The organism is Streptomyces plumbidurans, assembly GCF_019857225.1.
In the GTDB taxonomy this organism is placed as follows: domain Bacteria; phylum Actinomycetota; class Actinomycetes; order Streptomycetales; family Streptomycetaceae; genus Streptomyces; species Streptomyces plumbidurans.
In genome coordinates this window covers 125,218-138,607 of record NZ_JAFJSY010000014.1, presented here as the reverse complement: position 1 = coordinate 138,607, position 13,390 = coordinate 125,218, and the positions used below count along the sequence as shown (strand labels likewise).

The following is a 13,390-nucleotide window of genomic DNA, read 5'->3' as shown; positions in this document are numbered from 1 at the left end:
GGCAGCCCGCAACGACCCGCACCCCTACGGCGACAACCGGCTACCCCGCAGAACACTCCGAGCACTCCGCACAAGTACCGAAGATCTCAACGGTGTGCGCAACGTTCACATACCCGTGCTCCGCCGCAATCCCCTCCGCCCACTTCTCCACCGCAGGCCCCTCCACCTCCACAGCCTTCCCGCACACACGGCAGACAAGATGGTGGTGGTGCTCCCCGGTGGAGCAGCGCCGGTACACCGACTCCCCCTCGGACGTGCGCAGCACATCGACTTCCCCCGCGTCGGCGAGGTTCTGCAGAGTGCGGTAGACGGTGGTCAGCCCGACCGAGTTGCCCTTGTGCTTCAGCATGTCGTGAAGCTCCTGCGCGCTGCGGAACTCCTCGACCTCGTCCAGGGCCGCCGCCACGGCTGCCCGCTGGCGGGTCGCACGGCCCTTCACGGGCGGTCCAGCGGTGGTCACCGGTTGCCTCCTCACATCTGCGTCTGCCCGGACATTGTGCCAGCCGGGGCTGTGCCCGGTCAGACGCCGACCTTCCCGTCCGGGGCCCGGGTGGCCGGAATCGCGCACTCGGCCGGGTCCGGGGCGGGCCGTGCCGCCGCGGCCGTACGGGCGTGACGCCGGGCCAGCGGGGCCGCCAGCGCGGTGAGCACGACGAAGGCGCCGATGGTCAGCAGCACGATCGTCGCGCCGGGCGGCACGTCCTGGTAGTACGAGGTGACCGTGCCGCCGATGGTCACCGTCACCCCGATCACCACCGCGATCGCGAAGGTGGCCGCGAAACTGCGGCTGAGCTGCTGCGCCGCCGCCACGGGTACCACCATCAGCGCGCTCACCAGCAGCAGCCCCACCACGCGCATCGCGACCGTGACCGTCACTGCCGCCGTGACCGCGGTGAGCAGGTTCAGGGCGCGCACCGGCAGCCCGGTGACCCGCGCGAACTCCTCGTCCTGGCTGACCGCGAACAGCTGCCGGCGCAGCCCGAGGGTGACCAGCACGACGAATCCGGCCAGCAGACAGATCGCCGTCACGTCCGACTCCGACACCGTCGACAGCGAGCCGAACAGGTACGACGTCAGGTTGGCGTTGGAGCCGCCCGGCGCGAGGTTGATGAACATGACGCCGCCGGCCATACCGCCGTAGAAGAGCATCGCCAGGGCGATGTCGCCGCGAGTGCGGCCGTACCAGCGGATCAGCTCCATGAGGATCGCGCCGAGTACCGAGACGCCCGTCGCCATCCAGACCGGGGACGTGGAGAGCAGGAAGCCGAGGCCGACGCCCGTCATCGCGACGTGGCCGATGCCGTCGCCCATCAGGGCCTGGCGGCGCTGCACGAGGTAGATGCCGATCGCCGGGGCGGTGATGCCGACGAGGACGGCGGCGAGCAGGGCCCGCTGCATGAAGGCGTAGTCGAGGAGGTCCATCAGCTCAGCAGTCCTGTGCGGGTCGGAGCGTGCGGGTGTACGTGGTCGTGGCCGGGGAGGGCGTGCTGCCCCAGGGCCTTCGGCGGAGGGCCGTCGTGCAGGACGCAGCCGTCGCGCAGCACCACCGCGCGGTCGATCAGGGGCTCCAGCGGCCCCAGTTCGTGCAGGACGAGCAGCACCGTCGCACCGGAGGCGACCTGCTCGCGCAGCGTCCCCGCCAGCACCTCCTGGCTGGCCAGGTCCACGCCCGCCATCGGCTCGTCCATGATCAGCAGTTCGGGTTCGGCGGCGAGCGCGCGGGCGATCAGTACCCGCTGGTGCTGGCCGCCGGAGAGGGCGTTCACCGAGTCCTTTGCCCGGTCCGCCATGCCGACCAGCTCCAGCGCTCGGCGCACGGCCGCGTGGTCCGCCTTGCGCAGCACCCCGAAGCGGGCCCTCGACAGCCGCCCGGACGAGACGATCTCCGTGACGGTGGCCGGGACGCCGCCCTCGGCGGTGGTGCGCTGCGGTACGTAGCCGACCCGCGCCCACTGCCGGAAGAGCCTGCGGGGCGTGCCGAACAGCTCGACCTCCCCGGCGCTCACCGGCACCTGGCCGATGATCGTGCGGATCGCGGTCGACTTGCCGGAACCGTTGGCGCCGAGCAGCGCGACCACCTCACCGCGCCCGACGGTGAGGTCGATGCCGCGCAGGACGGGGCGCGAGCCCAGGTCGGCGCGTACGCCGCGCAGCGATATGACGGTCTCGGTATCCATCTCTTCTCCCGTCACTTGGCACCCAACGCCTGCTGCAGCGCCCTGAGGTTGGCCTCCTGGACCGAGAAGTAGTCCTTGCCGCGGGACTTGTCGGTGATGCCCTCGATCGGGTCGAGGACGTCCGTCCTCAGTCCGGCGTCGGAGGCGATGGTCCTGGCGGTCGTGCCGCTGACGAGCGTTTCGTAGAAGATCGTGGTGACGCCGTCCGCCCTGGCCATCTCCTCCAGCGACCTGACCCGGGCCGCGCTCGGCTCGGACTCGGGGTCGAGGCCGTTGATGGCCTCCTCGGTGAGGCCGTAACGCTCGGCGAGATAGCCGAAGGCGGCGTGCGTGGTGATGAAGACCTTGGATGTGGTGTGCGCCAGCCCGTCCTTGAACCGCGTGTTCAGCGCGTCGAGCTTCTTCACCAGGGCCGCGGTGTTCCTTTTGTAGTCGGCCGCGTGGTCCGGGTCCGCCTTCTCGAAGGACTTGCCGACGCGCTCGGCGACCTGGGCGTAGCGCACCGGGTCCAGCCAGATGTGGGGGTCGAGGCCGGACAGCTCCTCGTTCTCGGAGTGGTCGTGGGCGGCCGCGTGGCCGCCGACCTCGTTGCCGTGCTTCTCCAGTGAGGTGAGGGAGGCGGCGTCGATCTTGGTCCTGACCTCGGACTGGGCCACGGCGTCGTCGACGGAGGGCTGGAGGTTCTTGAGGTAGAGCACCGCGTCCGACTCCTGCAGCCGCGCGGTCTGCCTGGCGCTGATCTCCAGGTCGTGGGGCTCCTGGCCGGGCTCGGTGAGGCTGGTGACGTGGACGTGCGAGCCGCCGATCCGCTCGGCGAGGAAGGCCATCGGATAGAACGACGCGACGACGTCGAACTTGCCGGTGTTGGCCGCGGCGGCGCTGTCGGTGGAGCAGGCGGAGAGGGTGGCAAGACCGAGGGCCGTGACTGCCGCGGTCGCCACCGCGGGTATGAGGCGTCGTCGTACGTTCATGACAGTCATTTTCAACAAAAATGGAAACCGTTGTCAACAAGCCTGGGCGAGGGGTGCCCGCGAGGCGGGGCGAGGCAGGTAAGGGCGGACCGATTTGATTGAGGGGCAGCCCACGCCGGTACCCTGAAGCATTCGCTCTGAAGCGTCTCGCTTCCTCGCCCGTCGTCGTAATGAAGAGAGCACCGTGGCCGCCGACAAGATCGACACCATCGTCAGCCTGAGCAAGCGCCGTGGCTTCGTATTCCCGTGCAGTGAGATCTACGGCGGCCAGCGCGCCGCCTGGGACTACGGGCCGCTGGGTGTCGAGCTCAAGGAGAACCTGAAGCGCCAGTGGTGGCGCTACATGGTGACCTCGCGCGAGGACGTGGTCGGTATCGACTCGTCCGTGATCCTGGCGCCCGAGGTCTGGGTCGCCTCCGGCCATGTCGCCACCTTCACGGACCCGCTCACCGAGTGCACCTCCTGCCACAAGCGGTTCCGCGCGGACCACCTCGAGGAGGCGTACGAGGCCAAGAAGGGCCACCTGCCCGAGAACGGCCTCGCGGACGTCAACTGCCCCAACTGCGGCAACAAGGGCCAGTTCACCGAGCCCAAGCAGTTCTCGGGCCTGCTCTCCACGCACCTCGGCCCCACGCAGGACAGCGGCTCGATCGCCTACCTGCGCCCCGAGACCGCGCAGGGCATCTTCACCAACTTCGCCCTGGTGCACACCGCCTCGCGCAAGAAGCCGCCGTTCGGCATCGCGCAGATGGGCAAGTCCTTCCGCAACGAGATCACGCCCGGCAACTTCATCTTCCGCACCCGCGAGTTCGAGCAGATGGAGATGGAGTTCTTCGTCAAGCCGGGCGAGGACGAGAAGTGGCAGGAGTACTGGATGGAGCAGCGCTGGAACTGGTACACCGGCCTGGGCCTGCGCGAGGAGAACATGCGGTGGTACGAGCACCCGAAGGAGAAGCTCTCCCACTACTCCAAGCGCACCGCCGACATCGAGTACCGCTTCCAGTTCGGCGGCAACGAGTGGGGTGAGCTGGAGGGCGTCGCCAACCGCACCGACTACGACCTCAACGCCCACTCCAAGGCCTCCGGCCAGGACCTGTCCTACTTCGACCAGGAGGCCGGCGAGCGCTGGACGCCGTACGTCATCGAGCCCGCGGCCGGTGTCGGCCGCGCGATGCTGGCGTTCCTCCTCGACGCCTACGTCGAGGACGAGGCGCCCAACGCCAAGGGCAAGATGGAGAAGCGCACGGTGCTGCGGCTGAACCACCGCCTCGCCCCGGTGAAGGTGGCCGTCCTGCCGCTGTCCCGCAACCCGGAGCTGTCGCCCAAGGCCAAGGGCCTCGCCCAGGCGCTGCGCCAGCACTGGAACATCGAGTTCGACGACGCCGGCGCCATCGGCCGCCGCTACCGCCGCCAGGACGAGATCGGCACGCCGTACTGCGTCACGGTCGACTTCGACACGCTCGACGACAACGCCGTGACCGTGCGCGAGCGTGACTCCATGAAGCAGGAGCGGGTGTCCCTCGACCAGATCGAGGGCTACCTGGCCGGGCGCCTGCTGGGCTGCTGACACCCGGCCCTGCAGCACTCACCTCTGCCGCACTCGCCGTCGAACGCCGGACGGGACCGACCTCGGTCAGTTCCCTCCGGCGTTCGGTATGTCCAGGGCGTCGTAGGTCCTGAAGGTGTACGTCGCCGACAGCTCGATCGTGTTGCCGGTGCGGCTCGGGAGTCCCAGCCGGTGGTTGACCAGGGGGTTCAGGGGGCCGCAGCCCGCTGCCCGTGGGGCCGTGAAGGTGTCGTCGTAGGCGTCGAATTTGATGACCGGCGGATTCTGCGAGATCCACTCCGAGTCACCGGAGCGCTGAAGGCGAAGCTCGATCGGGGTGTCCCTGCCGATCGTGCAGCCGTGCGGCAGCAGCGGGTCGAGGACGCGGAAGCGCATCGTGAACAGGCCGAGGCTGTTGCCGACCGAGTAGAAGTCGGAGCGGCCGCCGTACTCCGGGCGCAGGGACATGTGGTGGTGGCCCGGAACGGCCGTGGGGGCGCCCTGCAGGCCGCCGTAGACCTGGCCCTTGCCGCCGTCCGGCAGGGGGCCCTCGGCGTGGGTGATGGTGATCGGTGACAGCTCGGGCACGGTGGTGCGGCCGAGGGTCATCGACCCCGTGGCGGTGAGGACTTCGCACCTCCACGCGGCGGGGTCAACGCCGGACGGGAGCGCGGGGCAGTCGCTGAAGTCGTAGGAGGGCGTGGGCGGTTCGGCCGCGGCCGGGAGGGCCGTCGCACCGGTGACCATGGCGGCCGCGAGGGCGCCGACGGCGAGCAATGCGGTGATCTTCATGTCACTCAGCGTGCCGTCACAGGCACCCCCGCGGTAACGGGGATCCCCCTTGCTCACCCCTGAGCCGACCCTGACTGCGTGTCAGGGTCAGGCCCCGGTCGTGGGTCCCCGGTCATGGGTCCCAGATCATTGGCCCCAGATCATCGACCCCCGACCATCGGCCTCAGATCATTGGTCCCCGATACGGGCGCCGCATTGGACCTGTAGACCCGGCCGCCCCATCCGCAGGGTGGTCCCATGAGTCTCGCGTTCCTCCTGACCACCCTGGTCGTCGTCGCCACCCCCGGCACCGGTGTCGTCTACACCCTCGCCGCCGGACTGTCCCGCGGCCGCCGTGCGAGCGTCGTCGCGGCCTTCGCCTGCACCCTGGGGATCGTGCCGCATGTGCTGGCCACCGTCACCGGGCTCGCCGCCCTGCTGAACGCGAGCGCCACCGCCTTCCAGGTCCTCAAGTACGCCGGTGTCGGCTATCTGCTGTACATGGCGTGGGCGACCCTGCGGGACAAGCAGGCGATCGAGGTCGACCGGGACGACGCGGCGCTCTCGGCCGGGCGCGTGATCGTGCGGGGCGTGCTGATCAATCTGCTCAACCCCAAGCTGACGATCTTCTTCTTCGCGTTCCTGCCGCAGTTCGTCGACCCCTCCGCGCCGCACGCGCTGCCGCGAATGGTGGCTCTGAGCGGGGTGTTCATGCTGGCGACGTTCGTGGTGTTCGCCGCGTACGGGGTGCTCGCCGCCTCGGTCCGCATCCACGTCATCGCACGGCCGCGTGTGATGGCGTGGCTGCGGCGGAGCTTCGCGGGGTCGTTCGTGGCGCTGGGCGCGAAGCTGGCGCTGACGGCGCGTTAGCGGCTCAACGGCCCTGCAACGACTTCACGTTGTCGCCGAAGGTCCAGTTCTTCGACCCGTCCCAGTTGATCGACCAGGTCATCAGGCCCTTGAGCGAGCTGCCGTAGTGCTTCCACGCATCGGAGACCAGGGACGGGGACATGTAGCCGCCGCCCGCTCCGGACTGCGCGGGCAGGCCCGGGACCTGCTTGTCGTAGGGCACCTTGACCGTGGTGCTCTGCACTACGAGGCCCTTGTCGAGACAGTCGGTCTGGGCGGTGAAGCCCTCGACGGTGCCGGCCGAGTAGGAGTCGCCGGAGCAGCCGTACATGCTGCCGTTGTAGTACTGCATGTTCAGCCACCACAGGCGGCCGTTGTCGGCGTACTTCTTGATGATCGGCAGGTAGGCGCCCCAGATCGAGCCGTAGGTGACGCTGCCGCCGGTGACGTAGGCCGTCTCCGGGGCCATGGTCAGGCCGAAGTTGGACGGCATCTGGGCCAGGATGCCGTCGATGATGCGGATCAGATTGGCCTGGGACGTGGAGAGTTGGCCGATGCTGCCGCTGCCGGTCAGGCCCGTCTCGATGTCGATGTCGATGCCGTCGAAGTTGTACTTCTTCAGGATCGGGACGATCGTCGAGACGAACTTGTCCGCCACGGCGGTGGAGTTGAGATCGATGCCGGCGGTCGCGCCGCCGATCGACATCAGGATCGTCTGCCCGGCGTCCTTGGCCGCGCACATCTCCGCGGGCGTCGCCACCTTCACGCCGGAGTCCATGCCGTCCTCCCACAGGGCCGTTCCGTCGGAACGGATCACGGGGAAGGCGGCGTTGATCACGTTGTAGCCGTGCGCGGCGATACGGGAGTCGGTGATCGGGGTCCAGCCGAAGGGCGGATGGACGCCGTTCGCGGAGCCGTCCCAGTTCTCCCAGTAGCCCTGCAGGACCTTGCCGGCCGGCTTGGACTTCACCGCGCAGGTGTCGGCGGCCGAGGCGGTGGGAGCGGCGGGCAGCTGGGTGAGACAGGCGGTGGCGACGGCTGCGGTGAGCAGGCTCAGGGCGCGGCGGATCATGCGAGGCCTCCCGGTGGGGGGTGCGGTGAGGTGTCGTAGGCATGACAGTGCAGCGGTCCAGACCTTTCGTCAATAGGTCTGGACCAGTTTGGGGTTGCGGGTATGGAATGACAGCTGACAGATATTGAAATCTGTCAGCCGTCATGCAAGGGTGGGTGTCATGACGATTCAGACGCGAAACCTCGGAACCACCGGCCCTCAGGTCTCCGCCCTCGGCCTCGGCTGCATGGGCATGTCCGGTATGTACGGCGAGGCGGACCGGACCGAGTCCATCGCCACCATCCACGCCGCGCTGGAGGCCGGGGTGACGCTGCTCGACACCGGCGACTTCTACGGCATGGGCCACAACGAACTGCTGATCAGCGAGGCCCTGCGCACCGCCCCGGCCGCCCTGCGGGAGAACGCGCTGATCAGCGTGAAGTTCGGCGCCCACCGCGCCCCTGACGGCTCCTGGCTCGGCTACGACGCCCGCCCGGCCGCCGTGAAGACCTGGGCCGCGTACTCCCTACAGCGCCTCGGCGTCGACCATATCGACGTCTACCGGCCCGCCCGGCTCGACCCGAACGTGCCGATCGAGGAGACCGTCGGCGCGATCTCGGAACTTGTCGAGCAGGGATACGTCCGCCACATCGGACTCAGCGAGGTCGGTGCGGACACCATCCGCCGGGCCGCCGCCACCGCCCCGATCGCCGACCTCCAGATCGAGTACGCGCTCATCTCCCGGGGCCCCGAGCGGGAGATCCTGCCCACCCTGCGCGAATTGGGCATCGCCGTCACCGCCTACGGTGTGCTCTCCCGCGGACTGATCTCGGGGCATGCCACGGCCGAGCGGCAGTACGCGCCGAACGACTTCCGGGCCCACTCGCCCCGCTTCCAGGGGGAGAACCTCCAGCACAACCTCACGCTGGTCGAGTCCCTGCGCAAGATCGCCGAGCAGAAGGGCGTCTCCGTCGCCCAGATCGCCATCGCCTGGGTGCTCTCCCGGGGCGAGGACATCGTGCCGCTGGTCGGCGCCCGCACGCGCGAGCGGCTCGGTGAGGCGCTCGGTGCGCTGGACGTGACCCTGGACGCGGCCGACCTCGCCGCCATCGAGGCCGCCGTACCGGCGGACGCTGCGGCCGGTGACCGGTACGCGCCCGCGCAGATGGCCATGCTCGACAGCGAACGCTGAATCCGGCGCCGGGTACCGTCTAGCCATGCCTGCGACCAGCGAAACCCTGACCGCCGAGCGCATCCTCGCCGCCACCGAGGAAGTGCTGCGCCGCCACGGCCCCGCGAAGGCCACCGTGGTCGACGTGGCCCGTGCGCTCGGCGTCAGCCACGGCAGCGTCTACCGCCACTTCCGTACGAAGGCGGCGCTGCGCGAGGCGGTGACCAAACGGTGGCTGGACCGGACGACGGAGGTGCTGGCGGCCGTCGCCGCGGACACCGGGCTGGACCCGGAGGCCCGGGTGCGCGAGTGGTTCGCGACCCTCTTCGCCGCCAAGCGCCGCAAGGCGGGCCTCGATCCCGAACTGTTCGCCACGTACTCGGTACTGGCGAGCGAGGCGGGCGAGGTGGTCGGCGCCCACATATGCGACCTGACCGGCCAGCTGACCGACATCGTGCGCGCCGGCGTCGCATCCGGCGCCTTCGCCGCCGACGACCCGGAAGCCACCGCCCGAGCCCTCTTCCGTGCCACCGGCAGCTTCCACGACCCGGGTCACGTCAAGGAGTGGGAACTGCCGGGCGCGGAGGGGGAGTTCGAGGCGGTCATGGATCTGCTGGTGAAGGGGTTGCGGGCCTAGGGGGTGTTGTTCCCGGCGTTCGCCACGTGCCGCCAGAAGTCTCGCATCAGAGGCGTAGGTGTCGGGTTCTGCATGGCTGCCTGGGTGAGGAGGATGGAGATGGTTGCTGTCGGCGGGACGATGTGGGCCGTGGTGCCGGTGCCGCCGACCCAGCCGTAGCGGCCGGGGACGTTCCAGGGGTCGGTCGGGGTGACGTCGACCTGGCCGCCGTAGCCCCAGCCCTGGCCCTCCAGGAAGAGCGGGACGCGGTCGCGCTGCTGGGCCGTGAGGTGGTTGGTGGTCATACGGCTCACCGAGGTGGGGGAGAGCAGCCGGTGGCCGTCCGGGCTGGTGCCGGAGTTGACGAGCAGGCGCGCGAAGGCCAGCCAGTCGTCGGCCGTGGAGACCAGGCCACCGCCGCCCGAGTGGAAGTCGGGGACACTGCTGAACTCGCCGTCCGGGGCATCGAAGAGGTCAAGACTGCCGTCCGGGTTCGTCGAGTACGCCGAGGTGAAGCGGTGCCGTTTCGACGGCGGCACCGCGAACGCCGTGTCCGTCATGCCCAGCGGTTCGAAGATCCGCTCCGCGAGGAATTCGGGCAGGCCACGGCCACAGGCGCGGGCGATCAGGATGCCCTGGAGGTCGGACGAGGTGCCGTAGAGCCAGGCCTCGCCCGGCTGGTACAGCATCGGCACCTGGGCGAGCAGGGCCAGCCAGGCCCCCGCCTCGGGCCAGGACCTGAGCGCGCGGCCGTCCTTCTGCACCGTGAACAGCGACTGCACCGCGGGGAGCGTGAAATCGGCGGGGAAGCCCCAGCCGGTGCGGGAGCTCAGCAGGTCCTCGACCGTGATCGGACGGGCCGCCGGGACCACGTCCTCCACGGGGCTCGACGGCGTGCGCGCCACCACCGGCTTCGCCAGCTCCGGCAGCCACTCCTCGACCGGCGAGTCCAGCGCGAGCACACCGTCCTCGATCAGCATCAGCACCGCCGCGGCGGTGATCGGCTTGGTGATCGAGGCGATCCGGAAGATCGAGTCCCGGGCCATCGGGGCGGTGCCGTCGGTGTCCACCGAACCGACGGTCACCACCTCGACGTCGTCGCCGCGGGCCACCAGGGCAACGGCCCCGGGCACGGCGCCTTCGTCGACGTGGCGCTGCAGGGTCTCGCGCAGAGTGCTCATGGCCGGCCTTCCGTGGCGTGGTCGTCGTAACGGCTTACCCGGTCTACGACTGCCGCCGCGACGAAAAGTCATCGGGAGCGGGAGTAGGACGGAAGCGGGAGCGCCTACTCCTCCGCCGACGGGTCCACCGTCGCCTGGTGCGCCTCGGCCAGATGCTCCTCCGCCTTCAGCCAGGGCAGGAACTGCGCGCCCTTGCGCCAGCCGCAGGTGTCACATCTGATCGTGCGCTGCGGCCCTTTGCGCAGCACCCGGACGGTGTGTTCCCGCCCGTCTTCGTCCCAGCGGCTCACCTTGCTCGTACCTGTCTGCAGCATGATGTCTCGCCTCCGGCTAGGAGTGTGCAGCAAGACCAACATCAACAGGGGCTCCTGGGGCGTGAGTTCGGTGGGAGTTCTGCGTCATGTGGGGAAAGGGGGGTGATTCCGTGGCGCTTCGCGGGCCGCGATGTCGGCCGGTTCGTACGAAGCCCGGCAAACCGCCCCCTCAGCCGATCGTCCGCGGCAGACGCAGACTCAGCAGCCCGGTCAGGACCACGCACCCCAGTTGCACCAGAAGGGTCGTGACCAGGGCGTCGCGCATTCCGTCGCCCGGAACCAGGGAGAGGAAGAGGGTGCCCAGGGCGGCCACGCCGAGCGCCAGGGCCGACTGCTGGGTGGTCATCATCACGCCGCTGCCGACACCGGCCCGAGCGGGCGGCACCTCGGAGAGCACGACCCGGTAGACGATGGGCAGTTGGAGCGCCTGGCCCCCACCGGCGAGCGCCGCCCCGGGCAGCAGTTCGACGAAACCGAGGTCCGGCCAGGAACGCCAGGCGGCCAGGGCCAGCAGCCCGACGCCGAGCCCCTGGATCAGCGCGCCGGCGGTCACCACGCGGGTGCCGTACCGGGCCACCAGTCGCGGACCGGCGAGCGAGGCGAAGAAGAAGACGACGGCCATGGGCGCGAGCGCCAGCCCCGCCGGTACCGGCCCGAGCCCCGCGCCCCGTTGCAGGGCGACGGCGATCACGAACATGAACCCGCTGAAGCCGACGGAGAACGGCAGGATCATCACCAGACCGCGGCGCAGCGAGGTGAGCGCGAACAGGCTCGGCGGCACCAGCGGCGTACGGCCCTGCCGGTCCGCCCGGCGCTCGACCGCGTAGAACGCCGCCGCCACGAACGGGAACGCCACCAGTGACAGCCAGGTCCACAGTGGCCAGCCCGCCGAGCGGCCCTCGGTGAGCGGTGCGAGGAGCGCGAGCAGGGCCGCGGCGAGCAGGACGGTGCCGGGTCCGTCCACCGGCTCGGGGTGCTGGGAGCGGGTCTCGGGCACCCCGCGGACGGCCAGGACCAGGCCCAGGACGACCACGGGGACGTTCACCAGGAACACCGAGCGCCACCCGGTGCCCCAGATGTCGGCGGCCACCAGGATCCCGCCGAGGATCTGGCCCGCCACCATGGACAGGCCGGCCGTGGCGCCGTAGAGCCCCATGGCCTTCGCCCGCCGCTGTCCCGCGGTGGCCGACTGGATGGTGGCCAGCACCTGCGGCAGCATCGCGGCCGCGGCGGCGCCCTGCGCGACCCGCGCGGCGACCAGCGTCCAGGCGCTGGGCGCGAGCCCGCACGCCAGCGAGGTCAGGCCGAAGGCGGCCATGCCGCCGAGAAAGAAGCGGCGCCGCCCGAACAGGTCGCCGAGCCGTCCCCCGAGGACGAGCAGCACGGCGTACGCGAGCCCGTACCCGGCGACGACGAGTTCGAGCACGGCCTCGCTCGCGTGCAGGTCCTTGCCGATGGTGGGGAGGGCGACGTTGACGATGAAGAAGTCGATGAGAGGAAGTGCCGCTGCCAGCAGCACGGTGAAGAGTCCGAGGCCGCCGAGCGTGGGGGCCGCGGCCGGTGGTCGGACGGAGCGTGTAGCGATGGTTTCGGTCACGTCGTCGAGCCTGCGGTTGTCCGCAGACTGGTACCAGAGTCTTCTTATCCTGGTAGAAGGAGTACCTGGAAACAGGGTCCGCGCGGCGGCAGGCTGGGGGCATGACGACCATGGCGCAGGATCGGCCGGCAGGCGGCACCAACACCCCTGCGACGAAGGACGCCGGTTCGGTACGACGGCACGAGCTCGCCGCCTTCCTGCGGCACCGCCGTGAGCACATCACCCCCGAACAGGTCGGCCTGCCCCGCGGCAGCAGGCGCCGCACACCGGGGCTGCGCCGCGAGGAGGTCGCACACCTCGCGGCCGTAGGCGTGACCTGGTACACGTGGCTCGAGCAGGCCCGTGACATCCAGGTCTCCGTCCAGGTCCTCGACGCGCTGGCCCGCACGCTCGTCCTGGACCCCAGCGAGCGCGCCCACCTCTTCCAATTGGCGGGCCAGGTGGATCCCACCCCCGCCACGATCTGCCCGTCCATCACGCCCGGGGTGCGGGCCGTCCTGGAGCAACTGGAACCGGTCCCCGCCTGCGTGCAGAACAGCCGCTACGACATCCTCGCCTACAACCGCACCTACGGACTGCTGCTGTGCGACCTGGACGCGGTGCCGGCCGAGGACCGCAACTGCCTGGTCCTGTCGTACACGAACGACGAGTGGCGCTCCTCGATCGTGCACCTGGAAGAGGCCCAGCGAACGATGGCGGCCCGCTTCCGGGCCTCGATGGCGGGTCATCTCGCCGAGCCCGCCTGGAAGATGCTCCTCAAGCGGCTGCGCGCCGAGTCCCCCGACTTCTGCGAGATGTGGGACCGCCACGAGGTCATCGCCCATCGCACCAAGCGCAAGCTGTTCGACAACCGCTACGTCGGCCGCATCACGGTCGACCACACCGACCTCTGGCTGGGCCCCGAACTGGGCCCCCGCATCGTCACCTACGCCCCGGCGGACGACCAGTCCTGGGAACGCCTGGAGAAACTCCAGCGCCTGGCCCTGGAGAGGAGCCCTGCAGGCTTGTAGGGGAGCTAATCAGCGGACGTGACTGCAGGCTTTCAGGGGGCGCGGGGTCAAGCCGATCAGCGGACGTGACTGCAAGCTTTTAGGGGCGCGGGGAACTGCGCGACCAGCCCCCACCGACCAGCACCCGCCGAACCAC

Annotated in this window: 14 protein-coding genes; 5 read left to right on the top strand and 9 right to left on the bottom strand. The window is 70.0% G+C overall.

Annotated features, from left to right (window positions below):
• Positions 1-40 precede the first annotated feature (40 nt).
• From JYK17_RS12595 to JYK17_RS12580, 4 genes are read right to left on the bottom strand one after another with little or no spacing between them, the layout of a single operon-like run.
• The gene (locus JYK17_RS12595; protein WP_222810385.1) at positions 41-460 is read right to left on the bottom strand and encodes a Fur family transcriptional regulator; all 420 of its coding nucleotides are present in this window, start codon (positions 458-460) and stop codon (positions 41-43) included.
• Positions 461-519: 59 nt separating this feature from the next.
• Positions 520-1,422 (bottom strand): metal ABC transporter permease, encoded by a 903-nt coding sequence (locus JYK17_RS12590; RefSeq protein WP_128803002.1) that lies wholly within the window; start codon positions 1,420-1,422, stop codon positions 520-522.
• Positions 1,422-2,177 carry a metal ABC transporter ATP-binding protein gene (locus tag JYK17_RS12585; RefSeq protein ID WP_108007640.1) on the bottom strand — a complete coding sequence of 252 codons (756 nt, stop codon included), beginning with the start codon at positions 2,175-2,177 and terminating at the stop codon, positions 1,422-1,424. Before JYK17_RS12585 ends, JYK17_RS12590 begins: the two co-directional genes overlap by 1 nt.
• A gap of 11 nt (positions 2,178-2,188) precedes the next feature.
• A complete protein-coding gene (locus JYK17_RS12580; RefSeq protein ID WP_222810384.1) occupies positions 2,189-3,148 on the bottom strand; it encodes a metal ABC transporter substrate-binding protein in 960 nt (319 codons plus the stop codon).
• Positions 3,149-3,332: 184 nt separating this feature from the next.
• Here JYK17_RS12580 and JYK17_RS12575 point away from each other — a divergent pair, with 184 nt between their 5' ends.
• On the top strand, positions 3,333-4,715 hold the full coding sequence (locus tag JYK17_RS12575) for a glycine--tRNA ligase (protein WP_108007642.1): 1,383 nt from the start codon (positions 3,333-3,335) through the stop codon (positions 4,713-4,715).
• A 66-nt stretch (positions 4,716-4,781) separates the two neighbouring features.
• Here the strand turns inward: JYK17_RS12575 and JYK17_RS12570 are convergent, their stop codons facing one another.
• Positions 4,782-5,486 carry a hypothetical protein gene (locus JYK17_RS12570; RefSeq protein WP_234547737.1) on the bottom strand — a complete coding sequence of 235 codons (705 nt, stop codon included), beginning with the start codon at positions 5,484-5,486 and terminating at the stop codon, positions 4,782-4,784.
• 237 nt (positions 5,487-5,723) lie between these two features.
• Between JYK17_RS12570 and JYK17_RS12565 the strand changes: the two genes are divergently transcribed.
• On the top strand, positions 5,724-6,335 hold the full coding sequence (locus JYK17_RS12565; protein ID WP_222810382.1) for a LysE family translocator: 612 nt from the start codon (positions 5,724-5,726) through the stop codon (positions 6,333-6,335).
• A 4-nt stretch (positions 6,336-6,339) separates the two neighbouring features.
• Here the strand turns inward: JYK17_RS12565 and JYK17_RS12560 are convergent, their stop codons facing one another.
• Positions 6,340-7,386, bottom strand: coding sequence for a chitinase (locus JYK17_RS12560; RefSeq protein WP_222810381.1), 1,047 nt, complete (start codon positions 7,384-7,386; stop codon positions 6,340-6,342).
• Positions 7,387-7,546: 160 nt separating this feature from the next.
• Between JYK17_RS12560 and JYK17_RS12555 the strand changes: the two genes are divergently transcribed.
• Positions 7,547-8,557, top strand: coding sequence for an aldo/keto reductase (locus JYK17_RS12555; protein ID WP_128803006.1), 1,011 nt, complete (start codon positions 7,547-7,549; stop codon positions 8,555-8,557).
• Between the two features lie 25 nt (positions 8,558-8,582).
• On the top strand, positions 8,583-9,173 hold the full coding sequence (locus JYK17_RS12550) for a TetR/AcrR family transcriptional regulator (RefSeq protein WP_108007647.1): 591 nt from the start codon (positions 8,583-8,585) through the stop codon (positions 9,171-9,173).
• On the opposite strand, the gene JYK17_RS12545 is transcribed toward JYK17_RS12550, so the two are convergent.
• The 3 genes from JYK17_RS12545 to JYK17_RS12535 form a co-directional block, all read right to left on the bottom strand.
• Positions 9,170-10,333, bottom strand: coding sequence for a serine hydrolase domain-containing protein (locus JYK17_RS12545; RefSeq protein ID WP_222810380.1), 1,164 nt, complete (start codon positions 10,331-10,333; stop codon positions 9,170-9,172). The genes JYK17_RS12550 and JYK17_RS12545 overlap by 4 nt on opposite strands.
• 104 nt (positions 10,334-10,437) lie before the next feature.
• On the bottom strand, positions 10,438-10,647 hold the full coding sequence (locus tag JYK17_RS12540; protein WP_108007649.1) for a hypothetical protein: 210 nt from the start codon (positions 10,645-10,647) through the stop codon (positions 10,438-10,440).
• Positions 10,648-10,816: 169 nt separating this feature from the next.
• Entirely contained in the window at positions 10,817-12,244 is a 1,428-nt protein-coding gene (locus JYK17_RS12535; protein ID WP_222810379.1) for an MFS transporter, read from the bottom strand.
• 101 nt (positions 12,245-12,345) lie between these two features.
• On the opposite strand from JYK17_RS12535, the gene JYK17_RS12530 reads away from it, so the two are divergent.
• Complete coding sequence (locus tag JYK17_RS12530) at positions 12,346-13,254, top strand: helix-turn-helix transcriptional regulator (protein ID WP_222810378.1); 909 nt, start codon at positions 12,346-12,348, stop codon at positions 13,252-13,254.
• Positions 13,255-13,390 lie beyond the last annotated feature (136 nt).